The 23,802-nt window shown below is 70.5% G+C and carries 17 protein-coding genes; 7 read left to right on the top strand and 10 right to left on the bottom strand.

Annotated elements, in window-relative coordinates; genetic code table 11:
• Nucleotides 1–16: 16 nt before the first annotated feature.
• The 3 genes from OHT61_RS16490 to OHT61_RS16480 are packed head-to-tail and all read right to left on the bottom strand — an operon-like array spanning nt 17 to nt 2,896.
• Nucleotides 17–928 (bottom strand): ABC transporter ATP-binding protein, encoded by a 912-nt coding sequence (locus OHT61_RS16490; RefSeq protein WP_329039208.1) that lies wholly within the window; start codon nt 926–928, stop codon nt 17–19.
• Entirely contained in the window at nt 925–1,833 is a 909-nt protein-coding gene (locus OHT61_RS16485) for an ABC transporter permease (protein WP_329039206.1), read from the bottom strand. Before OHT61_RS16485 ends, OHT61_RS16490 begins: the two co-directional genes overlap by 4 nt.
• On the bottom strand, nt 1,823–2,896 hold the full coding sequence (locus OHT61_RS16480) for an ABC transporter ATP-binding protein (protein WP_443049463.1): 1,074 nt from the start codon (nt 2,894–2,896) through the stop codon (nt 1,823–1,825). The genes OHT61_RS16485 and OHT61_RS16480 overlap by 11 nt, the downstream gene beginning before the upstream one ends.
• 302 nt (nt 2,897–3,198) lie before the next feature.
• Between OHT61_RS16480 and OHT61_RS16475 the strand changes: the two genes are divergently transcribed.
• The 4 genes from OHT61_RS16475 to OHT61_RS16460 all read left to right on the top strand — a co-directional run bounded on the left by OHT61_RS16475 (nt 3,199) and on the right by OHT61_RS16460 (nt 7,829).
• Entirely contained in the window at nt 3,199–4,992 is a 1,794-nt protein-coding gene (locus OHT61_RS16475; RefSeq protein WP_329039205.1) for an SDR family oxidoreductase, read from the top strand.
• A 339-nt stretch (nt 4,993–5,331) separates the two neighbouring features.
• A complete protein-coding gene (locus OHT61_RS16470) occupies nt 5,332–5,874 on the top strand; it encodes an RNA 2'-phosphotransferase (RefSeq protein ID WP_329039204.1) in 543 nt (180 codons plus the stop codon).
• A 44-nt stretch (nt 5,875–5,918) separates the two neighbouring features.
• The gene (locus tag OHT61_RS16465) at nt 5,919–6,830 is read left to right on the top strand and encodes an LLM class flavin-dependent oxidoreductase (RefSeq protein ID WP_329039202.1); all 912 of its coding nucleotides are present in this window, start codon (nt 5,919–5,921) and stop codon (nt 6,828–6,830) included.
• A 126-nt stretch (nt 6,831–6,956) separates the two neighbouring features.
• Entirely contained in the window at nt 6,957–7,829 is an 873-nt protein-coding gene (locus OHT61_RS16460) for a Cof-type HAD-IIB family hydrolase (protein WP_329039201.1), read from the top strand.
• 239 nt (nt 7,830–8,068) lie between these two features.
• Here the strand turns inward: OHT61_RS16460 and OHT61_RS16455 are convergent, their stop codons facing one another.
• The 5 genes from OHT61_RS16455 to hisC form a co-directional block, all read right to left on the bottom strand.
• Complete coding sequence (locus OHT61_RS16455; RefSeq protein WP_329039200.1) at nt 8,069–9,775, bottom strand: sensor histidine kinase; 1,707 nt, start codon at nt 9,773–9,775, stop codon at nt 8,069–8,071.
• 59 nt (nt 9,776–9,834) lie between these two features.
• Nucleotides 9,835–13,386, bottom strand: coding sequence for a thiol reductant ABC exporter subunit CydD (gene cydD, locus OHT61_RS16450; protein WP_329039198.1), 3,552 nt, complete (start codon nt 13,384–13,386; stop codon nt 9,835–9,837).
• 125 nt (nt 13,387–13,511) lie between these two features.
• Entirely contained in the window at nt 13,512–14,513 is a 1,002-nt protein-coding gene (gene cydB, locus OHT61_RS16445; RefSeq protein ID WP_329039196.1) for a cytochrome d ubiquinol oxidase subunit II, read from the bottom strand.
• Between the two features lie 19 nt (nt 14,514–14,532).
• Nucleotides 14,533–16,041: a cytochrome ubiquinol oxidase subunit I gene (locus OHT61_RS16440; RefSeq protein WP_329039194.1), complete on the bottom strand. Its 1,509-nt coding sequence runs from the start codon at nt 16,039–16,041 to the stop codon at nt 14,533–14,535.
• A 289-nt stretch (nt 16,042–16,330) separates the two neighbouring features.
• Entirely contained in the window at nt 16,331–17,407 is a 1,077-nt protein-coding gene (gene hisC, locus OHT61_RS16435) for a histidinol-phosphate transaminase (RefSeq protein WP_329039192.1), read from the bottom strand.
• A 402-nt stretch (nt 17,408–17,809) separates the two neighbouring features.
• Between hisC and OHT61_RS16430 the strand changes: the two genes are divergently transcribed.
• The 3 genes from OHT61_RS16430 to OHT61_RS16420 all read left to right on the top strand — a co-directional run bounded on the left by OHT61_RS16430 (nt 17,810) and on the right by OHT61_RS16420 (nt 21,152).
• The gene (locus OHT61_RS16430; protein WP_329039190.1) at nt 17,810–18,922 is read left to right on the top strand and encodes a LacI family DNA-binding transcriptional regulator; all 1,113 of its coding nucleotides are present in this window, start codon (nt 17,810–17,812) and stop codon (nt 18,920–18,922) included.
• Nucleotides 18,923–19,096: 174 nt separating this feature from the next.
• A complete protein-coding gene (locus OHT61_RS16425; protein ID WP_329039188.1) occupies nt 19,097–20,149 on the top strand; it encodes a metallophosphoesterase in 1,053 nt (350 codons plus the stop codon).
• Nucleotides 20,150–20,327: 178 nt separating this feature from the next.
• On the top strand, nt 20,328–21,152 hold the full coding sequence (locus OHT61_RS16420; protein ID WP_329039186.1) for a hypothetical protein: 825 nt from the start codon (nt 20,328–20,330) through the stop codon (nt 21,150–21,152).
• Nucleotides 21,153–21,292: 140 nt separating this feature from the next.
• Here OHT61_RS16420 and OHT61_RS16415 read toward each other — a convergent pair whose 3' ends face one another.
• Together OHT61_RS16415 and thiC are read right to left on the bottom strand one after the other, a co-directional pair.
• The gene (locus OHT61_RS16415; RefSeq protein WP_329039184.1) at nt 21,293–21,649 is read right to left on the bottom strand and encodes a DUF805 domain-containing protein; all 357 of its coding nucleotides are present in this window, start codon (nt 21,647–21,649) and stop codon (nt 21,293–21,295) included.
• A gap of 347 nt (nt 21,650–21,996) precedes the next feature.
• Complete coding sequence (thiC, locus tag OHT61_RS16410; protein ID WP_329039183.1) at nt 21,997–23,790, bottom strand: phosphomethylpyrimidine synthase ThiC; 1,794 nt, start codon at nt 23,788–23,790, stop codon at nt 21,997–21,999.
• Between the last annotated feature and the right edge of the window lie 12 nt (nt 23,791–23,802).

Below are 23,802 nucleotides of genomic sequence, written 5' to 3'. Positions count from 1 at the left end.
CCTTTCAGGCCACTACTCAGGCCGCTACGAGATAGGAAAAGACCGATTCGAGGGACTCGTCGGACGGGGAGACGGTCAGCAGCCGGATGCCGTGCTCGCGCGCGACCTTGGGGAGCAGCGTCGTGAAGCGTCCGAAGTCGACCGCCTGGATGCGCAGGGCGCGCTCCGTGACGTCGACCTCGATCCCCGCCGTCGAGGGGTCGGCGATGAGCGCCGCGGCGAGCGCCCGGTCGTCGCTGGACCGGACGAGATAGCGGTGCGGCCGGTCCGTCATCAGCCGGCGGATTCTGCGGAAGTCGCCGGAGGCGGCGTGCCGGCCCGCGACGACCACCTCGATGTGCGAGGCGAGCTGCTCGACCTCCTCCAGGATGTGCGAGGAGAAGAGGACCGTACGGCCCTCCGCGCCCATTCGGCGCAGCAGTTCCATCAGCTGCATCCGCTGCCGTGGGTCCATGCCGTTGAACGGCTCGTCCAGCAGGAGCACGGAAGGGTCGTGGACCAGGGCGGACGCCATCTTGACGCGCTGGCGCATCCCCTTGCTGTACGTCGAGATCTTCCGGTCCTGGGCGTACTCCATCTCGACGGTGGCCAGCGCCTTCGCCGCGGCGGCGTCCCCCAGTCCGTGCAGCTCCGCGTTGGCGACGACGAACTCACGGCCGGTCAGGAAGTCGTACATCCCCTCCCGCTCCGGCACGATCCCGATGGCCCGGTACACCGCCTCGTTGCGCCAGATCGGCGCGCCGTCGAGCGTCACCGTGCCGGTCGACGGTTCGAGGAACCCGGCCATCATGTTGATCAGCGTGGACTTGCCGGCTCCGTTGGGGCCGAGCAGCCCGGTCACGCCGGGGCCCACGGTCATGCTGACGTCGTTGACGGCGACCACGTTGCCGAACCAGCGCGAGGTGTGGTCGATCTCGATGGTGGTCACAGCCCGACCCTCCGGTAGCGGCGCATGAGTACGGCGTACGAGCCGGCGACCAGCGCGAGGACAACGATCAGATAGACGGCTCCGGCCGCCGCCCCGGGGCCTTCCCCGCCGGGGAAGGCGGAGGTTGCGCCGAGGAACGCCGTCTGCACGCCGCCGATCAGCGTGATGGGGGAGAACAGCCCCAGCCAGGTCACGGCGTCGGGGGAGCCCGTCTCCCAGACGATCGCCTGGACGGTGGAGACCGCGCCGAAGGTGATGGTCATGACCGCGATCACCGCGGCGACTCCGAAGCCCCGGCGGGGGGTGAGTGCGGCGACGACCAGCCCCAGGCCGGCGAAGAGCACGGAGAGCAGCGCCACGGAGACCAGCCCCTGCCCGAAGCCCTTGGTCTGGTCGGCGAAGTCGAACTTCGCCAGCAGTGCGCCCACGTACAGGATGAGGAGGGGCAGTCCGGTGAGGATGAGCAGGGCGGACGCCATCGCCGCGAGCTTCGCGAGGACGTAGTCGACGCGCTCGATCGGACGCGAGAAGTACAGGGGCACGCTCTTGAACCGGAGGTCCCGGGACACGGACTGCGGCGCCTGGGAGGCGAGGAAGAGTCCGATCACGGCCTGCAGGTAGAGGGCGAAGTCCGTGTACTTGATGGGCAGTTTCGTCATGCTCGGCGTGGCGATGGCGACGGCCACGAGGATCAGCGCCACCAGGCACATCACCCCGCACAGCAGCATCGGCAGAACCTTCGACTTGGCGGACCTGCCGAGTCCGAACGAGCCGCGCAGGGACTGCGAGTAGAGCGAACGCCGGGCGTAGGACCGGCCCAGCCGGACCCCGTCGTAGGAGCGGTACCCGATGTTGTGGATGCGGGAGGTGTCGCTCCCGGCGGTGGTCCCGGTCTCAGTGCTCATCGCGACCGCTCCCCTTCTGCTGTCCGGCGCCGGACGCCGCTGCCGGGACCGCCACGGGCGACTCCCCGGCGCGGAAGACCTCGGCGATGCGGTGGCGTCGCTGTTCCATGCGGATGAGTCCGAGACCGAGTCCGGCGACACTGTCGCGGACCAGGTCGTAGGTCTCCTCGCCGGTGGCCTCGACCAGGAGGATGTGTCCCGCTCCCGGCAGCCCTTCGGCGTCGAGGCCGTCATGGCCGACGAGCTTGATCCCGGCCCCGGTGAGGGCCCGGCGCAGGGCGTCCGTGCCGTCGGGGTGCTCGTCGCTGTCGGTGACCTCGACGGCCAGCGTGGTGGTGGTCTGCGTGAAGTCGCTGGTCGAGCTGGACCGCAGAAGCGCCCCGCCGTCGATGACGACGACGTGGTCGCAGGTCCGCTCCAGCTCCCCCAGGAGGTGCGACGTGACCAGCACCGAGATGCCGAAGTCGGTGTGGACCCGGCGGATCAGTCCGAGCATCTCGTCCCGGCCGACGGGGTCCAGGCCGTTGGTCGGCTCGTCGAGGAGGACCAGTTTCGGGTCGTGGACCAGGGCCTGGGCCAGCTTGACCCGCTGCTTCATGCCGGTCGAGTAGCCGCCGATGGGGCGGTACCGCTCCTCGTACAGCCCCACGTGCCGCAGCGTGTCCGCCGTGCGCTCGCGGGCCGCGGTCGGCGGCAGTCCGGACATCCGCGCCATGTGGACGACGAACTCGGTGGCCGAGACGTCGGGCGGCAGGCAGTCGTGCTCGGGCATGTAGCCGACCCGTTCCCGGATCGCGGCGCCTTCGGTGGCGACGTCGAGCCCGAGCACCGCGGCCCGGCCCTCGGTGGCGGGGGACAGACCCAGCAGGATCTTGATCAGTGTGGACTTGCCGGCCCCGTTGGAACCCACCAGACCGGTCACGCCCGGTCCGATGTCCAAGGAGAGCCGGTCAAGCGCGGTCACCCTGGGGAACCGCTTGCTCAGGCTTTCGGTTGCGATCACAGTCACGTGTTCGAAGGTAGTGGCGGGCGCCACTGGAGTCGTCAGACCTGACGGTTGCATCCATGTCCGACTCCAGGCGTACGGACCCGTAGGGGGACCCCTCGGAGGAGGACGCCCGAACCCGGACCGACCGCACGGCGACGGAATCATGGCTGATCAAGGGTGCTTCCCGCCGTCGGTCGCGGCACGTCGCCCCACGGTGTCACGGGCCCGCCCGGACCGCAGGCCGCGGTGTCCGCCCGCGCCGGGCCGTTTTCCACAGGTCCGGGGCATCCCTTGACGCGATCACCGGTCGGTTGCCACATTCAGCGGTGTCACGTTACGGGCGCGTACCGCGACACCGGCACGGACGAGGAGGCGGCGTGGATCTGCGAGGCGCGCGCGAGCGCTGGGTGCGAACGGGCGGAGTCGAGCTGTGCGTAGCCGAGTCGGGCGACGCGGCACGGCCGGCCATCGTCCTCGTGCACGGCTATCCGGACAGCAAGGAGGTCTGGTCCGAGGTCGCCGCCCGCCTTGCCGAGAACTGGCACGTCGTGCTGTACGACGTGCGCGGACACGGCAGGTCGACGGCGCCCAGCCCGCTGCGGGGAGGCTTCACGCTGGAGAAGCTGACCGACGACTTCCTTGCCGTCCTGGACGCGGTGAGCCCGGACCGCCCCGTCCATGTGGTGGGCCACGACTGGGGCTCCGTCCAGTCCTGGGAATTCGCGACCGTCGAGCGGACCAAGGGCCGCATCGCCTCGTTCACGTCCATCTCCGGCCCCTCCCTCGACCACTTCGGACACTGGATCAAGCAGCGCGTGTCGCGCCCGAGCCCGCGCCGGGTCGCACAGTTGCTCGGCCAGGGAGCGAAGTCCTGGTACGTGTACGCCCTGCACACGCCCGCCCTGCCCGAGCTGGCCTGGCAGGGGGTGCTCGGCAGGCAGTGGCCCCGCATCCTGCGGCGGATGGAGAAGGTGCCCGCGGACGGGTATCCGACCGACTCCCTCCCACGGGACGCCGCACACGGGGCCTGGCTCTACCGCGACAACATCCGCCCACGCCTGCGCCACCCCCGTCCCGACGCCTACGCACACGTGCCGGTCCAGCTGATCACACCGACCGGTGACGCCTTCCTCTCTCCGACACTCCACGACGGCCTCGAAGCCTGGGTGCCGGATCTGGTGCGCCGCACTCTGCCCGCGAAGCACTGGGTGCCGCGTACCCGGCCCGATCAGCTGAGCACCTGGATCAGCGACTTCGTGGCGGCCCGAGAACGCAGGGGCCCGGCGTCGGCGACCCCGTCGTCCGTGAACGAGACCGTGACGGGCAGCATGCCCCACGGGCCCCATGCCGCCCGGTTCGGCGGTCAGTTGGTCCTGGTGACCGGAGCGGCGAGTGGTATCGGGCGCGCGACGGCCCTGTCCTTCGCCGAGGCCGGCGCGCGCGTGGTGGTCGTGGACCGCGATGCGGAGGGAGCCGCCCGAACTGCCGCCACCGCACGGCTCGTCGGCGCCCCGACGGCCTGGGCCGAGGTGGCCGACGTCGGCGACGAGCAGGCGATGGAGAAGCTCGCCGAGAAGGTCGCCACCGAGTACGGCGTCGTCGACGTACTGGTGAACAACGCGGGTGTGGGACTGGCGGGTTCCTTCCTGGAGACGACGAGTGAGGACTGGCGCAAGGTACTCGACGTCAACCTCTGGGGAGTCATCCACGGCTGCCGGTTCTTCGGCAAGCAGATGGCCGACCGGGACCAGGGCGGCCACATCGTCAACATCGCTTCGGCGGCCGCCTATCAGCCCTCCCGCATGCTTCCCGCCTACAGCACATCGAAGGCCGCCGTGCTGATGCTCAGCGAGTGCCTGCGCGCCGAACTCGCCGAGAGGTCGATCGGCGTCAGCGCCGTCTGTCCCGGCTTCGTCAACACCGGAATCACGGCGACCGCACGTTTCGCCGGTGTGGACGAGGTGGAGCAGGACAGGCTCCGGGAGCGGACCAGCACGCTCTATGCCCGTCGCAACTACCCTGCGGAGAAGGTGGCTCAGGCCATCCTGGACGCCGTCGTACGCAACCGCGCCGTGGTCCCGGTGACTCCCGAGGCCCGAGGCACACGGCTGCTCTCCAGGATCAGCCCTCGGCTGCTGCGGGGAGTGGCACGGCTGAATCCCCCACTGTGAGTCCGATCGGTGTTGATCTCCACTGCGCTCCATGTGGCCTTTATCGAGCGGGACATGGGGCGGCCCGTCACAAGAGGACGTGGGTGCGGGCCCATTGGTGAATGGCCGCCAGGGAGAGGCGCATTGGAGGGCAAATGGCCCATTACCGGCACATCCACCCTTGAAGAGAACAGAGTTGCACAAACACCGCATAGCGGAACCCAGTTGTCCACAGAAGCGTCAAAGAGTCTGTGGATAAGGCAAGTTGGCTGTGGATCAAACCTGCTGACGTCGAAGAATGCGAAAGACATCCGGTGAAATCCGGGTGCGGCACGGGACGCCGGACGCCACTCTGGCGGGATGGACGAACGACGCACCGTGAAGGTGTCCAAGTACCTGTCGAAGCATCTGCGGCATCAGCCGGACCGGATCGGAATCAGCCTGGACCCGAACGGCTGGGTGGCCGTGGACGAGTTGCTGAAGGCCTGCGCACGGCATGGCTTCACGATCACCCGTGAGGAGCTGGACCACGTCGTCGCGGTGAACGACAAGAAGCGCTTCATGGTCGCCGGCCCCCTCATCAGGGCGAACCAGGGCCACACCGTCGAGGTCGATCTCGGCCTGCCTCCCGCCGAACCGCCCGCGTACCTCTATCACGGCACGGTCGCCCGGTCGCTCGAGGCCATTCGCGCGGAAGGACTCCGCCCGATGGCCCGCCACCACGTCCACCTGTCGCCCGACCGGGAGACGGCGGTGCGCGTCGGGGCGCGGCGCGGCGTGCCGGTCGTGCTGGCGGTGGACGCCGGTGCCATGCACCGGGCGGGCCGCCTCTTCCACGTCAGCGCCAACGGGGTCTGGCTCACCGACTGCGTGCCGCCCGACTTCCTGCGGCTGCGCGACTGACGGGCCCCCACGGCTCCCGCGGCCATGACCGTAGAGTCTGCTCCATGACCTCCGCGCGCCGACTGAGCACCGTGATCCTGCCCATCAACCGCTGGCACGACGGCGGCCGGGCCCTATGGGTGCGAGCCGAGGAACTGGGCTTCCACGCCGCGTACACCTACGACCACCTGGCCTGGCGGACCTTCCGGGACGGCCCCTGGTTCGGGGCGATCCCCACGCTGACCGCCGCCGCGGCGGCCACCGAGCGGCTGCGCCTGGGCACCCTCGTCACCTCGCCCAATTTCCGGCACCCGGTGACCCTGGCCAAGGAACTCATCACGCTGGACGACGTGTCCGACGGCCGGATCACGCTGGGCATCGGTGCCGGCGGCAACGGCTTCGACGCCACCACACTGCGCGGGAGTGGCGAGGAACCCTGGACGCCGAGGGAGCGCGCCGACCACTTCGAGGAGTTCGTCCCGCTGCTGGACAGGCTGCTGAGGGAGCCCTCGGTGACCCACGAGGGCCGTCTGTACTCCGCCTCCGAGGCCCGGAACATCCCCGGCTGCGTGCAGCGTCCCCGGCTGCCCTTCGCGGTGGCGGCGACCGGCCCGCGCGGGCTGAGGCTCGCCGCACGGTACGGCCAGGCCTGGGTCACCACCGGAGATCCGAAGCTGTTCGAGAGCGGCACCGCCGAGCAGTCCCTGGCGGCCGTCGGCGGTCAGATCGACCGACTGGGAGCGGCCTGCGAGGAGGCCGGGCGGGATGCGGCGGAGCTGGACAAGATCCTGCTCACCGGCTTCACCCCCGGCAGCCCGCTGCGGTCCTTCGACGCCTTCGTCGACTTCGCGGGAAAGCACTACGAACTCGGCTTCACCGAGATCGTCGTCCACTGGCCCGTGGCGGACAGCGTCTTCGACATCGACATGAAGATGTTCGAGCGCATCGCGACGGAGGCCGCGGCCCAGTTCAGCTGAGATCACGCGCGCCCGCGTCGGGCCACGGGAGCACCGTGAAGCCGATGACATATGCCAGCAGCATGTACCGCTGATCAGCGGCTCGCGCACTCAGATGTGCGACCCTGCGCACGCCCGTGCACCGTCGTGCGGGAGAATGACCCCGTGACCTCAGCTACCGACGCTACCGATTACCCGCTGCCCGCCGTGACCCGGCTGATCGCCACCGACCTGGACGGCACACTGCTGCGTGACGACAAGACCCTGTCGGACCGCACGGTGGCCGCGCTCGCGGCTGCAGAGGCGGCGGGGATCGAGGTCTTCTTCGTCACCGGCCGGCCGGCCCGCTGGATGGACGTGGTCAGCGCCCACGTCCAGGGCCACGGCATGGCCATCTGCGCGAACGGCGCCGCCGTCGCCGACCTGCACGACGACGGCCGGCTGATCGAGGTCCACCCGCTGGAGCGGCCGGTCGCCCTGGAGGTCGTCCGCATCCTGCGGGAGGCGGCCCCCGGCGTCTCGTTCGCCGTCGAGTTGACCACCGGCATCCACTACGAGCCGGCCTACCCGCCCTTCCATATGGACCCGGGTGCCACGGTCGCGGTCGCGGAGAAGCTCCTGCACGAGGAGGCGCCGGGCGCGGGCAAGCCGGTACTGAAGGTCCTCGCCCACCACCCCGAGCTCACCCCCGACGACTTCCTGCTGCTGGCGCGGGAGGCCGCGGGTGACCGCGCGTCGTTCACCCGGTCCAGCCCCACCGCACTGCTGGAGGTGAGCGGTCTCGGAGTGTCCAAGGCCAACACCCTCGCCGCCTGCTGTGCGGAACGCGGCATCAGCGCGGACGAGGTGGTCGCGTTCGGGGACATGCCGAACGACGTGGAGATGCTCGGCTGGGCCGGAGCCTCGTTCGCCATGGGCAACGCGCACCCGGCCGCCCGTGCGGCCGCGACCGGTGTGACGCTGACCAACAACGAGGACGGCGTGGCGGCAGTCATCGAGCGGATCCTCGCCACCCGCTGACGGTCCCGAACGGATCCTCGCCACCCGCTGACGGTCCCGACGCGGATCCTCGCCACCCGCCGGCAGACCGGGACGGTTTCTCGCCGGGTCCGACGGGATCCCCGCGACCCGCCGACGGTCCCGACGTGGATCCTCGCCATTCCCTGACAGGCCGAGGATGCACGCCGACGGACCGGACGCCGCCACGGTCGTGTCTCCGCTGAGAGCGGGGGCCGGACGCCGCACGGTCGTGTCTCCGCTCAGAGCGGGACCTGCCAGATCACCGTCGTACCGCCGCCGTCCTCGCCCGGCCCGGCCTCGAACCAGCTCGCGCCGCCGAGCGACTCCGCGCGCCTGGCGAGGTTCCGCAGACCGCTGCGCCGTCCCCCCTCCGGAATCCCCACCCCGTCGTCGGCGACCGACAGCCGGACCGCGTCCTGTCCGCCGGGCAGCACCGCGGTGGCGTCCACGCTCACGTCGACGTGCGTGGCCCTCGCGTGCCGGAAGGTGTTGGACAGCGCCTCCCGGAGCGCCGCGATCAGGTTCTTCCCGGCCAGCTCTCCCACGAGGGAGTCGACGGGGCCGAGGAACCGGTGCGTGGGCTCGAAGCCCAGCGGCACCGCCGCCATGGTGATCTCCCTCAGCACACGGGTCCGCAGACCCGACGGCGCCTCGGCCGCCTCCTGCTGCAGGGCGAAGATGGCGGTGCGGATCTCCTGGATGGTCACATCCAGCTCGTCGACCGCCCGCCCGACGCCTTCCCGCACGGCGGGGACCCGTGACCGGCTCTGAGCCTCCTCCAGCATGATCCCCGTGGCGAACAGCCGCTGGATGACCAGGTCGTGGAGGTCCCGGGCGATCCGGTCCCGGTCCTCGTAGACCGCGATCCTCTGCCGGTCCCTCTGCGCTTCGGCCAGCTTCAGCGCGAGGGCGGCCTGAGCGGCGAAATGGCCCGCCAGCGTTCGTTCCGTCTGCGAGAACGCGCGGCCTCCCCGGGCGCGCGGCACGGCGAGCGCGCCGAGCACCCGCCCACCGCTGCGCAGGGGGAGCAGCATGTGCGGGCCGAACTGGTCGGCCATCCTGGTGATCATGCGCGGGTCGGTGGCGGGGTCGCTGATGAAGACCTCCTCGCCCCTCAGAAGGGCCGCCACCACCGGACTGTGCGGCGGAATGATCACACCTAGGGAGGCGGACGGCTTGTTCCCGGCGACCGCCACGATCTCCAGACCGCCGCCCTCCGCGGGCAGCAGGACGATGCCCGCTTCGGCGTCGGCCAGGCGGCGGGCCTGTTCGGCGACGACGGTCAGCGCCTCGTCGGCGTCCCCGCCGGAGAGCAGGGCGGTGGTGACGGCGACCGATCCGTCGATCCACCGCTCGCGCTGCCGGGCGGCTTCGTACGTCCGCGCGTGGGCGATGGCGATCCCGGCCTCCGTGGCGAGCACGCGCAGCATGTGCAGTTCGTCGTGGCCGAACGCGTCGCCGTCCCGTTTCCCCATCACGTAGAGGTTGCCGAAGATCTCGCCCTGCACCCGGATGGGGACGCCGAGGAAGGTCCGCATCCTCGGGTGGCCGGGCGGGAAGCCCTCGAAGCGCGGGTCGGCCTCCAGATCCTCCAGCCGGATGGAGACGCCCTCGCGGATCAGTGCGCCCAGCAGGCCGGTGTGCCCGTCGGGCGGCCGTCCGACGGCCCGCGCCGTCTCGTCGGACACCCCGTAGGTGATGAAGTCGCACAGGCTCTCACCCGGCTTGTCGACGACCCCGATGGCCGCGTAGCGGGCGTGGGCGAGTTCGGCCGCGGTCTCACAGATGCGTTCGAGGGTGGAGTGGAGTTCGAGGCCCGGCCCCACGGACCTGGTGGCCTCCAGCAGGTGCGGCACACGCGCGGTCAGCTCCGCGGAGAGCTCCCGCAGGCTGCCGGGTGTGGGCCGCGCGGCTTCGGCGGAGTCCTTCGGATCCGGGTCGGGCATGACCCGAGCCTAATAAGCACCGAAAGATCCGGAAAGTCGGCGGAGCGCGGGGGCGGCCCTCAACTCCGTACGAATGCCGCGTCCCGCGTCCGCGTCCGGTCGGGCCCGGCCACCACCGGCTGCTCCTCGCGCGCGATCATGCGGCGCAGCGGTCCGTCCTGAGCGGCCAGGGCGGCGTAGGTGCCCTGCTGCACCACCTGCCCGGCGTCCAGCACCAGGACCTCGTCCACCTTGTCCAGACCCGCCAGCCGGTGCGTGATGAGCACGGTCGTGCGTCCTTCGGTCGCCGTCAGCAGGTCCGCCGTCAGCGCGTCCGCCGTCTCCAGGTCGAGGTGCTCGGCGGGCTCGTCGAGCACGAGTACGGGAAAGTCCGCGAGCAGGGCCCGGGCCAGGGCCAGCCGTTGCCGCTGGCCTCCCGAGAGCCGCGCCCCGTGTTCGCCCACCGGTGTGCCGAGGCCGTCGGGGAGCGAATCGGCCCAGTCCAGCAGCCGGGCCCCGGCGAGCGCGTCCCGCAGCTGACCGTCCGTCGCCCCGGGGCGGGCGAGCCGCAGGTTCTCGCGGATGGAACTGTCGAAGACATGGGCGTCCTGCGCACACAGTCCGACGAAGGTACGCACCGTGTCACCGTCCATCGCCGTCGCCTCGACCCCGCCGAGGCTGTACGTCCCCTCCCGGGCGTCCAGGAAGCGGAGCAGCACCTGGGCGAGCGTCGTCTTCCCGGAACCGGACGGCCCCACCACCGCCACCCGCTTCCCTGGGAGCAGCGTCAGGCCGACCGAATCCAGGGCATCGCGCTCCGCGCCCTGGTAGCGGGCCGACAGCCCCCGGACCACGAGCGGGTACGGGATCGCGGGTGCCTCCGCGGGTTCGACGGGCTCGTCGACCGGCACGGGTGCGTCCAGCACCTCGAAGACGCGCTCCGCGCTCCGCTCGACCCGCCGGCGGTACTGCACGGCGAGCGGCAGCCCCGCCACCGCCTCGAACGCGGCGAGCGGGGTGAGGACGACGACGGCGAGCTCGACGCCCGCGAGGCGCCCGTCGTGGACGGCGGGCAGCGCCACGACCGCCGACGCCACGACGGTCAGTCCGCAGATCAGCGCCGACAGCCCCCCGCCGAGCGCGGTCGCGGTCGCGGCCCGCGAGGCGATCCGGGTGAGCAGAGCGTCGGCGCCGCGCACCTGCCGCCTGCGGCCGGGCAGCGCGCCCGCGACGGCCAGTTCCGCCGTCCCGCCGAGCAGGTCGGCGACGCGGACGGCCAGTGCCGCACGCGCGGGCGCCAGTTGGTGCTCGGCCCGCCTGGCGCACGCACCGCTCAGCCACGGCACGCCGACACCGGCGAGGAGCAGCCCCACCGCGAGGACGGCACCCGCCCCGGGCAGCAGCCACCCGGTGAACCCGACGGCAGCGGCCCCCACCGCGAGGGCGGTGCCCACCGGCAGCAGCCAGCGGAGCCAGTAGTCCTGCAGCGTGTCCACGTCGGCGACCAGGCGGGAGAGCAGGTCGCCCCGCCTGGTCGTCCGGAGCCCGGCGGGCGCGACGCGCTCCAGTCCGCGGTACACGGCGACCCGCAGCTCCGCGAGCATCCTGAGAACGGCGTCGTGCGAGACCAGCCGCTCGGCGTAGCGGAAGACGGCACGGCCGATGCCGAACGCCCGGGTCGCGGTGACGGCGACCATCAGATAGAGCACGGGGGGCTGCTCTGAGGCACGGGAGATCAGCCATCCGGAGACAGCCATGAGTCCGACCGACGACCCCACCGCGAGGCTGCCCAGCAGCGCGGCCAGGCCGAGTTTCCGGTACTGGGAACCGGCTGCCTCGCGCACCCGGGCGAGCACCCGGCCGCCGGCCGTCGCCGCCGTGTCCCTCAGCAGGACGGGCTCCCCCGGTCGCTCAGCATCCCTCCCGGCGGGCGGACCGGCGGAGGCGGCGGCGACGGACGGCAGGCTGCCCGGGCCCGGCCCCCCGTCGGCCGGCCGCCGCCTCGGGGCCAGTGTCACCACGCGGTCCGCGACGGAGAGCAGCGCCGGCCGGTGGACGACCAGCAGCACGGTGCGGCCCGCCGCCAGCCTTCGCACCGCGTCGACGATGCCCGCCTCGGTGTCTCCGTCCAGGCCCGCCGTCGGCTCGTCGAGCAGCAGCAGCGGCCGGTCGGCGAGGAACGCCCGTGCCAGGGCGAGTCGTTGCCGCTGGCCCGCCGAGAGTCCGGATCCGTCCTCGCCCAGCAGCGTCTCCCGGCCGTCGGGCAGTGCCTCCACGAAGTCGTGGGCCCCCGCATCGCGCAGCGCCGCCGTGACCGCGTCGTCGTCCGCGTCCGGGCGGGCGAGCCGTACGTTCTCGGCGATCGTCCCCGCGAACAGGTGCGGCCGCTGCGGGACCCAGGCGATCTGCCGACGCCAGCGCTCCGCGGAGAGGGACCTCAGGTCGGTTCCGCCGACCTTCACCGAGCCCTCGTCGGGCTCCGTGAAGCCGAGCACGACGTTGAGGAGGGTGGACTTGCCGACCCCGCTGGGACCGACGAGGGCGACCGTCTCCCCGGGCTCGACGACGAGCGACGCGGCGTCCAGCGAGGGCTCGGTGCGGCCCGGGTGCCGGACCGTCACCTCCTCCAGCTCCAGCCGCAGCGACACCGGGACATCCCGCGTGCCACCGGCCACGGGCTCGGTCTCCAGCACCGCGAAGATCTCCTCCGCCGCCGAGACCCCCTCCGCCGCCGCGTGGTACTGCGCGCCTACCTGCCGGATCGGCAGGTAGGCCTCCGGAGCCAGGATGAGGACGACCAGCCCCGTGTAGAGGTCGAGTTCCCCGTGGACGAGCCGCATACCGATCGTCACCGCCACCAGCGCGACGGACAGAGTGGCCAGCAGCTCCAGGGCGAAGGAGGACAGGAAGGCGATCCGAAGGGTCTTCAGCGTCGCCGTGCGGTACTGCGACGTGATCGTGCGGATCGACTCGGCCTGCGCCTTTGCCCGGCCGAAGACCTTCAGCGTCGGCAGTCCGGCGACCACGTCCAGGAAGTGACCGGAGAGCCTGGACAGCAGCCGCCACTGACGGTCCATGCGGGACTGCGTGGCCCATCCGATGAGAATCATGAAGAGGGGGATGAGGGGCAGGGTCACCACGATGATCGCCGCCGAGACCCAGTCCTCGGTGACGATCCTGGCCAGAACCGCCATCGGCACCACGACCGCCAGCCCGAGCTGCGGGAGATAGCGCGAGAAGTAGTCGTCGAGGGCGTCGACCCCCCGGGTGGCCAGCGCCACCAGTGAACCGGTCCGCTGCCCGCCCAGCCAGTCCGGTCCCAGTTCCGTCGCCCGGTCCATGAGCCGCCCCCGCAGCTCCGACTTGACCGCGGCGCTCGCCCGGTGCGCGGCCAGTTCGGTCAACCAGGCCACGAGCGCCCGCCCCAGCGCGACGGCGACCAGCAGGAGCAGCGGTGTCCGGAGCCCGGCCGCCGTCAGCACGTCCTCGAAACCGCCCACCACCACCTCGGCCACAAGCATCGCCTGGGCGATCACCAAGGCCGCTCCGAGCAGTCCGAGTGCCACCACGGCCGCCAGGAAGAAGCGGGTGGCACGGGCGTAGCGGAGAAGGCGAGGGTCGATCGGTTTCACGTGAAACAGCTCCCCAGTGAGCTCATGCCGTCGGCATCGACGGGTTCGGCGCGCCCGCGCGGGTACGGCGCACGGGCGGGGCGGGAACCGGTGCCCGCACCGGCTTCAGCGGTGCGGGCACCGGTTCAGTGCGCGTCGGCGATGTGGTGCGTACCGATGCGCTTGCGGAAGACCCAGTACGTCCAGCCCTGGTACAGCAGCACCAAGGGAGTCGCGATCCCCGCACACCAGGTCATGATCTTGAGCGTGTACGGGCTGGAGGAGGCGTTGGTGACCGTCAGACTCCAGGCGTCGTTCAGCGACGACGGCATGACGTTCGGGAAGAGCGTCAGGAAGAGCATGGCCACCGCGGCCGCGATGGTCACCCCGGAGAAGGCGAAGGACCAGCCCTCCCGTCCCGCCGCGATGGCGGCGATGCCGGCGACCAGGGCCGCCACGGCGACGATCATCGCGATCAGGCTCCGGCCGTTGCCGTTGTCCGCCTGTGTCCACGCGAGGAAGCACAGCGCGAGCACCGCGGTGGCGAGACCCAGCTTGAGCGCCAGCCCGCGGGCCCGGGCGCGGATGTCCCCGACGGTCTTGAGCGCGGCGAACACCGACCCGTGGAAGGTGAAGAGGAACAGCGTGACCAGGCCGCCCAGGAGGGCGTACGGGTTGAGCAGGTCCCAGAGGTTGCCGACGTACTCCATGTCGGCATCGATCTTCACGCCCCGGACGATGTTGCCGAAGGCCACGCCCCAGAGCACGGCCGGGATCAGCGAGGTCCAGAAGATCGCGTGCTCCCAGTTGGTCTGCCAGCGTTCCTCAGGCCGCTTCGCCCGGTACTCGAAGGCCACGCCCCGCACGATCAGGCAGAGCAGGATGACCAGGAGGGGCAGGTAGAAGCCGGAGAACAGCGTGGCGTACCACTCCGGGAAGGCCGCGAAGGTCGCTCCGCCCGCGCTGAGCAGCCAGACCTCGTTCCCGTCCCAGACCGGCCCGATCGTGTTGATCAGGACGCGGCGCTCCTTGCGGTCGCGGGCCAGCAGCTTGGTGAGGACCCCGATGCCGAAGTCGAATCCCTCCAGGAAGAAGTAGCCGGTCCACAGGACGGCTATGAGCACGAACCAGATGTCGTGGAGTTCCATCTCTCAGCTCCGCTTGGTCTCAGTAGGAGAAGGCCATCGGCCGGTCGGCGTCCTGGTCGTGGCCGCCGATCCGGGTGGGCGGGTCGAGGTCGGCCTCGGTGAGCTCGGGCGGCCCGGCCTTGACGTACTTCAGGAGCAACTTCACCTCGACGACGGCGAGGACCGCGTAGAGCGCCGTGAAGACGATCAGCGAGGTGATGACCTCGCCCTGCGACACACCGGGGGAGACCGCGTCGCGGGTCTGGAACACGCCGTAGACCACCCAGGGCTGGCGTCCCGTCTCGGTGAAGATCCAGCCCCAGCTGTTGGCGATCAGCGGGAAGAGCATGGTCCACAGGGCGGTGATCCAGTACAGCCGGGCGAACTTCGGGCTCAGCACCGTGTTCTTGAAGAGCACCAGATTCGGTACCTCGTCCTCTCCGGTGCGCAGCGCCTCCGGGAGCATGAACCGCTTGCGCGTCAGCCACAGGCCCAGCAGGCCGAGGCTGAAGGAGGCCATGCCGAAGCCGATCATCCAGCGGAAGCTCCAGAAGGCCACCGGGATGTTGGGCCGGTAGTCCCCCGGGCCGTACTTCTCCTGCTCGGCCTTGTTGATGTCGTTGATGCCGGGGACGTACGAGGTGAAGGTGTCGTCCGCGAGGAAGGACAGGACGCCGGGGATGGAGATCTCGACGTCGTTGTGCCCCTCGGCGACGTCGCCCACCGCGAAGAGCGAGAAGGGCGCCCCGTGCTGGCCCTCCCACAGGGCTTCGGCCGCCGCCATCTTCATGGGCTGCTGCTTGAACATCACCTTGCCGAGCACGTCGCCGCTCACGGCGGTGAGCAGGCCGGCGATCACCACGGTGACCAGTCCGAGCCGCAGCGAGGCGCGCATCACGGGGATGTGCCGCTTGCGCATCAGGTGGAAGGCCGCGATGCCGACCATGAAGGCGCCGCCGACGAGGAAGGCCGCAGTGATCGTGTGGAAGAACTGGGCCAGCGCGGTGTTCTGCGTGAGCACGTGCCAGAAGTCGGTGAGTTCGGCGCGGCCGCGCTCCTTGTTGATGCGGTAGCCGACGGGGTGCTGCATCCAGGAGTTGGCCGCCAGGATGAAGAACGTGGACAGGACGGTACCGAGGGAGACCATCCATATGCAGGCGAGGTGGATCTTCTTCGGCAGCTTGTCCCAGCCGAAGATCCACAGCCCGATGAAGGTGGACTCGAAGAAGAAGGCGATCAGCGCCTCGAAGGCCAGCGGAGCGCCGAAGACGTCACCGACGAACCGCGAGTAGTCGGACCAGTTCATGCCGAACTGGAACTCCTGGACGATGCCGGTGACCACACCCATCGCGATGTTGATCAGGAAGAGCTTGCCCCAGAACTTCGTCGCCCTGAGGTACTTCTCGTTGTCCGTGCGCACCCAGGCGGTCTGCAGGCCGGCCGTGAGCGCCGCGAGAGAGATCGTCAGGGGGACGAACAGGAAGTGGTAGACGGTGGTGATCCCGAACTGCCATCGCGCCAGAGTCTCCGGTGCCAGAGCCATGTCCACGCCGCTTCTCCTTACGTCGCCGCGATCACAGCCGTCCTTCGGTCCGAATCCACCCGATCACGGGAGGAAAGGGGATGCGCTTGTGAACGCGTTCACATTCACAAGCCAGTATGGCGCACACATCTTCGAGTGCTTCGCGCGGGGGGTGGTTTCCGGCCGCACGGGCCGGACCGGCCGAAACCGGACAACGACACCGCTCCGGGCAGGCCCCGCACAGCGGGGGGAGACGCCGGTGGCCCCGCACCTCGATCGTCGAGGTGCGGGGCCACCGGGGCCGAGTGTTCGGCCGCTACTCGGAGCGGTAGGACTCCGTCACCTTCAGGAAGACGTCGTTCGCCTCCGCCTCCCCGATCGTGACGCGCACTCCCTCACCGGCGAAGGGCCGCACGGCCACTCCCGCCCGCTCACACGCGGACGCGAAGTCGAGCGTGCGCTCCCCGAGCCGCAGCCAGACGAAGTTGGCGTGGGACTCCGGGACGGTCCAGCCCTGCCGCACGAGACCGTCGTACACACGGGACCGCTCGCCCACGAGTGATCCGACCCGGTCCAGCAGCTCATCCTCGGCCCGCAGCGAGGCGACCGCCGCGTCCTGCGCGACCTGGCTCACACCGAACGGGACCGCGGTCTTGCGGAGCGCCGCCGCCACCGGCTCGTGGGCCACGGCGAAGCCGACCCGGAGGCCGGCGAGGCCGTAGGCCTTGGAGAAGGTCCGCAGCACCGCGACGTTGGGCCGGTCCCGGTAGATCTCTATGCCGTCCGGCACCTCGACGTCCCGGATGAACTCCTTGTACGCCTCGTCGAGCACCACCAGCACGTCGCTCGGCACCCGGTCGAGGAATCGTTCCAGCTCAGCCCTGCGCACCACGGTGCCGGTCGGGTTGTTCGGGTTGCACACGAAGATCATCCGCGTCCGGTCGGTGACGGCGCCGGCCATGGCGTCGAGGTCGTGCACGTCACCGGCCGTCAGCGGCACCTTGACCGACGTCGCGCCGCTGATCTGGGTGATGATCGGGTACGCCTCGAAGGAGCGCCAGGCGTAGATGACCTCGTCGCCCGGCCCCGACGTGGCCTGGAGCAGCTGCTGGGCGACCCCCACCGAACCGGTGCCGGTGGCCAGGTGCGAGACCGGCACGGCGTGGCGGTCGGCCAACTCGTCCATCAGGCGCGTGCACGCCATGTCCGGGTACCTGTTGAAACCGGCGGCCGCCGCGAGCACCGACTCCATCACTCCGGGCAGCGGCGGATAGGGGTTCTCGTTGGAGGACAGCTTGAAGGCGACCGGTCCGTCGGCGGCCGCCGGCTTGCCCGGCACATACGCAGGGACGCCGTCCAGCTCGGCGCGCAGCTTGGGGCTCGTCTCGCTCACCGCAGGTCCTCCTCGACCGTCCGTACACATCAATACTGCTCACCTTATGAGGATTGGGCATCCGTGCGAATGGCCCGGAAGGGATTTCTCCGAGCCCGACGGGACGCCCTCTCCCCACCCGCTCCCGGCACGGCCGGCAGGGGGGAGCACTCGGCAACCTGGCGCGCGCCCGTCGCTCACTCCGTGGCGCGCATCCCTCGAACAGGTGAGTTGAGACCTCTTCGAGACCTGGACCACTGGCCAGGTTCATGCCCGTCGATGCATGACACATCGACTAAACGAGCCCCAACGCCCTTACATAGCAAGGCATTTACTGCCCTATGATCATGCAGAAACGTGCCTGTCAACGCGTGCATATGCGACCGGCCCAACCCGGCGTCCGAGCCCTACTATCGGCTCGCCATGACAGCAGCAGGGAAGCACCAGGTGAGCCGGACAGAGACGCCCCGGCGCAGCGGCCGACCGGGACGGGCGGGTATCCGGGACGTAGCCGCGGCGGCCGGAGTCTCCATCACGACCGTGTCCGACGCGCTCAACGGCAAGGGCAGGCTTCCGGATGCCACCCGCCGCCATGTCCGCGAGGTCGCCGAACGGCTGGGCTACCGCCCGTCGGCCGCGGCCCGCACCCTCCGTACCGGCAGGTCCGGGCTCATCGGTCTGACCGTGACCACGTACGGGGATGAACCTTTCACCTTCACCGAATTCGCGTACTTTGCGGAGATGGCCAGGGCCGCGACGTCGGCCGCGCTCGCCCGCGGCTACGCGCTGGTGATCCTGCCGGCGACCTCACGCCACGACGTGTGGTCGAACGTCGCGCTGGACGGCACGGTCGTCATCGACCCCTCCGACCAGGACCCGGTGGTCACCGAACTCGTGCGCCAGGGCCTGCCCGTCGTCTCGGACGGCCGCCCGGCGGGAACGCTCCCCGTCACGGCCTGGGTCGACAACGACCACCGGGCCGCCGTCCTCGACCTCCTCGACCACCTCGCGGCCGCCGGAGCCCGCCGCATCGGCCTGCTCACCGGTACGACGACCGACACCTACACCCGGTTGTCCACCACCGCGTACCTCCACTGGTGCGAGCGCGTCGGGCAGGATCCGGTCTACGAGTCCTACCCGGCCCACGACCCGTGCGCCGGAGCCGTCGCCGCCGACCGCCTCCTGGCCCGCCCCGACCGGCCCGACGCCGTCTACGGGCTCTTCGACCCCAACGGGACCGACCTGCTCGCCGCAGCACGCCGCTACGGGCTGCGCGTCCCCGAGGACCTCCTGCTGGTGTGCTGCAGCGAGTCCACCGTGTACGCCTCGACCGAGCCGCCCATCACCACGCTCTCCCTGAAGCCCCGCAGGATCGGAACGGCGGTCGTCCAGCTCCTCATCGACGCCATCGAAGGGGTCGAGCACGACGGCCCGGTGGAGCAGGTGATACCGACGGAACTCATCGTCCGGACCTCCTCGCAACGGCGGCCGCCCCGCACCACGGTCAGCCCTCCGCGCTCACCCGCCGGGGACTGATCGGATTAATCCGGACCAAATGGTCGGTGAACCGCGAGTGCGTCCGGATTCACCACCCCTGGTGCGTCACAGAGCACGATCCGCATTCCTATGATGGGCGCACGACACCGCGGACCACCTCTACCAGGCAGGGCCCGTCAGGTGTACGGCGGCGCGACGGTGGTGGAGGGGTCGATGACTCAGGGGGCCGGTCAGGAACCCGTGGTGCGGACAGCGACGTTGCGCGACTTCCGCGTACCGCCGTATGCACAGGCGCAGGCGCCTGCCCCGCATCCCGGAAACGCCGTGGTGGGCGACGAACCGCCGGAGGGGTACACCCCGACCGAGCGCGATCTTCCCGTGATCACCCGTGGCGACACCCTCCAGGGCCAGGCCGTCCCGGACGCCCGTCGGACCGCGGAGGCGGAGCTCGGCCCCCTGTTCGTCGTCGGCGACGTCCACGGCTACCTCGACGAGCTCGTGGCCGCTCTGGGCGAGCAGGGTCTGATCGACGCCGAGGGCCGGTGGGCGGCGGGCAACGCCAGGCTGTGGTTCCTCGGCGACTTCACCGACCGCGGTCCCGACGGAATCGGTGTCATCGACCTCGTCATGCGCCTCTCGGCGGAGGCCGCGGCGGCGGGTGGTTACTGCAAGGCCCTCATGGGCAACCACGAGCTGCTCCTGCTCGGCGCGAAGAAGTTCGGCGACACCCCCGTGAACTCCGGCGCCGGCACCGCGACGTTCCAGGCCGCCTGGCTGCTCAACGGCGGCCAGAAGACGGACATGGAGCGGCTCCAGGACGTCCATCTCCAGTGGATGGCCCGGCTCGACGCGGTCGTCGAGGAGGACGGGCACCTGCTGATGCACTCCGACACCACGGCCTACCTCGACTACGGCTCCACCATCGAGGACGTCAACGACACCGTCCACGCCATCCTCACGCGGAACGACGCGGACGAGTGCTGGGACCTCTTCCGCAAGCTGACCAAGCGCTTCGCCTTCCGCGACGAGGGCGGCGCACAGGCCGTCCGGGAACTCATGACGACCTACGGCGGCCAGCGCGTCGTCCACGGTCACAGCCCCATCCCGTACCTGCTCGGCGAGGTCGGGTCCGAGGACGGCGAGGAGGCACCCCGCCCGGTGATCGACGGGCCGCACGTCTACGCCGAGGGCCTGGCCATCGCCATGGACGGCGGGGTGACCATGGCCGGAAGGCTGCTGGTCGTGCAACTCCCCCTGCGCGGATGACCTTTCGCGGGGGCGGCGCGTCACCACCCGACACCGTCGGCGGCCGGGCTATTTCCGGAAACCCTCTGTCACCGCACGCCGTATGCGCTCTACCATCGGCGTATCAGTAGCAGGCTCTCCTCCGTTTTCGCCCGCTCGCCCGGTCCACGCGGCGGTCGGGCCTACGGAGCATCGGGGGATGCAGATGAAAAGCGCTCCGCACCTGCTGGCCGAGGACCGCCCCGAATACGAGCGGATCCTCGCCGACGCGCTGCGCCACGCTCATGAACGCCCCGATCTGGACGGCGTGGGCGAGCGCCTCAACACGGAACAGCTCCGGACCATGGCGTTCAACGCCACAGCCCTGATCACGACCGCGGCCGCCACCGAGTACGACCACTACGTCAAGGTCCGCGGCGAGCTGCGCGGCCCCGCCGACCCGGCGGACGCCGACACCGTCCTCACCACCGCCACGGACGGGGCCGACCCCGAGGGCGCGGGGACCCTCGCGGTGATAGCGGCGCTCGCCCCGGTCCTCGCGGGCACGGCGGCCTTGATATTCCTGCTGATCGGCTACCTCCTGAAGGCCGTCAGCTCCGCGGCCGTCGCCGGTCCGATGGTCACGGCGGGCTGGTTCTTCGCAGCCGTCGCGGCCGCGGCCATCCTCGTCGCCGCGATCGGCCTGCTGGTCACCGCGCTGCGCAACGGCGCGACCGCACTGCCCGCCGTGGACGACGAGGAGGAGGAGCTGCCCGAGGAGGTGGCGCGGGCCAGGGAGGCATGGCGCCACGCCCTGCTGGAGCGCGGCATCCTCCCCTTCCTGCGGGACGCGCTGGCCGACCCGACCGCCGGGCCGGCCTCCCGCACCCCGCACCGCTCGGCCCACCGCATGCCGAAGATCGGCTACAGCAGGCCGGACTTCACCGGACCCGAGGACGGCCCCTCCGCCGGTCCGCGCCCCACGTTCACGAGCCCGGACTTCACCAGCCCCGACTTCGGCGGCCCCGAACACCAGCCGGAGTGATCCGGTTCCCCGGCCGCTCCGACAAGCCACCGGGGCCGCACACGGCAGAGGCCGGGGCGGCTCGCTGCCGCCCCGGCCTCTCCACATCTGCTGCGCGGGTGTGCCCGGATCAACCGGCACTACCCCGCTGTCCGCGAAGCTCAGACGGCCTGCGGGGCCAGCTTCGGGTCGGCGCCGTACTCGTTGACGTCACGCACACCCTCGAGGCAGGTGAAGACGAGCAGGACGATGCCGCCCACCAGCGGGACGAACGAGATCAGGAACCACCAGCCGGAGCGGCCCGTGTCGTGCAGACGGCGCACGGTGACGGCCAGGGTCGGGATGATCAACGCAACGATGTAGATGAGGTACGGGATCTGCGAGTCGATCACCGCGCCGAGCCCTACGAGGACCAGCGCCACGATGATGTGGAACAGGGCGAACATCCAGTACTCCTTGCGGCGCGCCCGTCCGCTGAAGCCCGCGTAGTTCTTGAGTACAGCCAGGTACCAGCTCATGGTGCATTCCCTCCCCTGGCGCCCCCCGTTGGGACGCACACTTTTTCGGCCAAGCACAGCGGAAGGTAAGGCACAGATAAGGACACGGTCAAGCACAGGCAGACCGCCGCCGAAACGTACATCCAGCTGCTGCATTACCGTGTCCTTATCGACTCCGAACACCTGATGAAACAGCGTCAGTTGGGGTTCAAGCGAAACAAATAGGCCACACAGACAGCTATCGCCACCTAACGCACACGGCGAGACGCGGCTCGGCGGCGCCGTCGAGGGACCGGAACGACCCAGGACGACGCCGCCGAATCACCGGAGAACCCACCCGCCGGGAAGCCCGCGGGATGGGTCCCGGCTCAGTCCGCGAGGGGCAGATAGACCCTGTTGCCGGCGGCGGCGAACTCCTTGGACTTCTCCGCCATGCCCGCCTCGATCTCGGCCTGCTGGTCCCCGTGTTCGCGCCGGATGTCGTGCGAGATCTTCATCGAGCAGAACTTGGGACCGCACATCGAGCAGAAGTGGGCGGTCTTCGCGGGCTCGGCCGGCAGCGTCTCGTCGTGGAACTCCCGTGCCGTGTCGGGGTCGAGGGCCAGGTTGAACTGGTCCTCCCAGCGGAACTCGAAGCGGGCGTCCGACAGCGCGTCGTCCCACTCCTGGGCCCCCGGATGCCCCTTGGCCAGGTCCGCCGCGTGCGCGGCGATCTTGTAGGTGATGACGCCGGTCTTCACGTCGTCCCGGTTCGGCAGCCCCAGGTGTTCCTTGGGCGTGACGTAGCAGAGCATCGCCGTCCCCCACCACGCGATCATCGCGGCCCCGATGCCCGAGGTGATGTGGTCGTACGCCGGCGCGACATCGGTGGTCAGCGGGCCGAGCGTGTAGAACGGGGCCTCCTCGCAGATCTCCTGCTGGAGGTCGATGTTCTCCTTGATCTTGTGCATCGGGACGTGCCCCGGGCCCTCGATCATGGTCTGCACACCGAACCGCTTGGCGACGGTGTTCAGTTCGCCCAGCGTCCGGAGCTCGGCGAACTGCGCCTCGTCGTTGGCGTCGGCGATGGACCCGGGGCGCAGGCCGTCGCCGAGCGAGTACGTCACGTCGTACGCCGCGAGGATCTCGCAGAGGTCCTCGAAGTGCTCGTAGAGGAACGACTCCTTGTGGTGCGCCAGGCACCACGCGGCCATGATCGAGCCACCGCGGGAGACGATGCCGGTCTTGCGGCGGGCCGTCAGGGGGACGTACGGCAGCCGGACACCGGCGTGCACGGTCATGTAGTCGACGCCCTGCTCGGCCTGCTCGATGACCGTGTCCTTGTAGATCTCCCAGGTCAGTTCCTCGGCCCGGCCGTCCACCTTCTCCAGGGCCTGGTACAGCGGGACGGTGCCGATCGGGACGGGGGAGTTGCGCAGCACCCACTCGCGGGTCGTGTGGATGTTCCGCCCGGTGGAGAGGTCCATGACCGTGTCGGCGCCCCACTTCGTGGCCCAGGTCATCTTGTCCACCTCCTCCTCGATGGAGGAGGTGACCGCGGAGTTGCCGATGTTGGCGTTGACCTTCACGAGGAAGCGCTTGCCGATGATCATCGGCTCGATCTCCGGATGGTTGACGTTGGCCGGCAGCACCGCCCGGCCCGCCGCGATCTCGTCCCGTACCACCTCGGGGGCGACGTTCTCGCGGATCGCGACGTACTCCATCTCCGGGGTGATCTCGCCCCTGCGGGCATAGGCGAGTTGCGTGACCGGACTGCCGTCGCGGCTCCGCCGGGGCTGGCGCGGGCGGCCGGGGAAGACCGCGTCCAGGTTCCGCAGGCCACCACGTGGTGACGTGTGCTTCAGTCCGTCGTCCTCGGGGCGCGCGGGGCGGCCCGCGTACTCCTCGGTGTCTCCGCGCGCGATGATCCAGTTCTCCCGGAGGGGGGAGAGCCCGCGGCGGACGTCGGTCTCGGTGGTGGGGTCGGTGTACGGCCCGGACGTGTCGTACAGCGTCACGTCCTTGCCGTTGGTGAGGTGCACCTGACGGACCGGCACCCGGAGGTCCGGGCGCGAGCCCTGGACGTATCCCTTGTGCCAGCCGATGGACTTCCCGGCCTCGGTGCTCCGCGCCTGCTGCGCGTTCCGCTCCGAGGCAGGCGTGCGTGCGTCCGCTGTGGTCATCAGACCTACTCC

It is taken from the genome of Streptomyces sp. NBC_00178 (genome assembly GCF_036206005.1).
Taxonomy (GTDB): Bacteria; Actinomycetota; Actinomycetes; order Streptomycetales; family Streptomycetaceae; genus Streptomyces.
Note: the sequence above shows the minus strand (reverse complement) of the source record. Positions and strands in the feature narration are given on the sequence as shown.

Excerpts from the sequence above, each read along its gene's own strand:
- OHT61_RS16485 (WP_329039206.1), bottom strand. The coding sequence starts at position 1,833 with ATGAGCACTGAGACCGGGACCACCGCCGGGAGCGACACCTCCCGCATC.
- OHT61_RS16480 (WP_443049463.1), bottom strand. The coding sequence starts at position 2,896 with ATGCAACCGTCAGGTCTGACGACTCCAGTGGCGCCCGCCACTACCTTC.
- OHT61_RS16470 (WP_329039204.1), top strand. The coding sequence starts at position 5,332 with ATGGACGAACGACGCACCGTGAAGGTGTCCAAGTACCTGTCGAAGCAT.
- OHT61_RS16465 (WP_329039202.1), top strand. The coding sequence starts at position 5,919 with ATGACCTCCGCGCGCCGACTGAGCACCGTGATCCTGCCCATCAACCGC.
- OHT61_RS16455 (WP_329039200.1), bottom strand. The coding sequence starts at position 9,775 with ATGCCCGACCCGGATCCGAAGGACTCCGCCGAAGCCGCGCGGCCCACA.
- cydB (WP_329039196.1), bottom strand. The coding sequence starts at position 14,513 with ATGGAACTCCACGACATCTGGTTCGTGCTCATAGCCGTCCTGTGGACC.
- OHT61_RS16430 (WP_329039190.1), top strand. The coding sequence starts at position 17,810 with ATGACAGCAGCAGGGAAGCACCAGGTGAGCCGGACAGAGACGCCCCGG.
- OHT61_RS16425 (WP_329039188.1), top strand. The coding sequence starts at position 19,097 with ATGACTCAGGGGGCCGGTCAGGAACCCGTGGTGCGGACAGCGACGTTG.
- OHT61_RS16420 (WP_329039186.1), top strand. The coding sequence starts at position 20,328 with ATGCAGATGAAAAGCGCTCCGCACCTGCTGGCCGAGGACCGCCCCGAA.
- OHT61_RS16415 (WP_329039184.1), bottom strand. The coding sequence starts at position 21,649 with ATGAGCTGGTACCTGGCTGTACTCAAGAACTACGCGGGCTTCAGCGGA.
- thiC (WP_329039183.1), bottom strand. The coding sequence starts at position 23,790 with ATGACCACAGCGGACGCACGCACGCCTGCCTCGGAGCGGAACGCGCAG.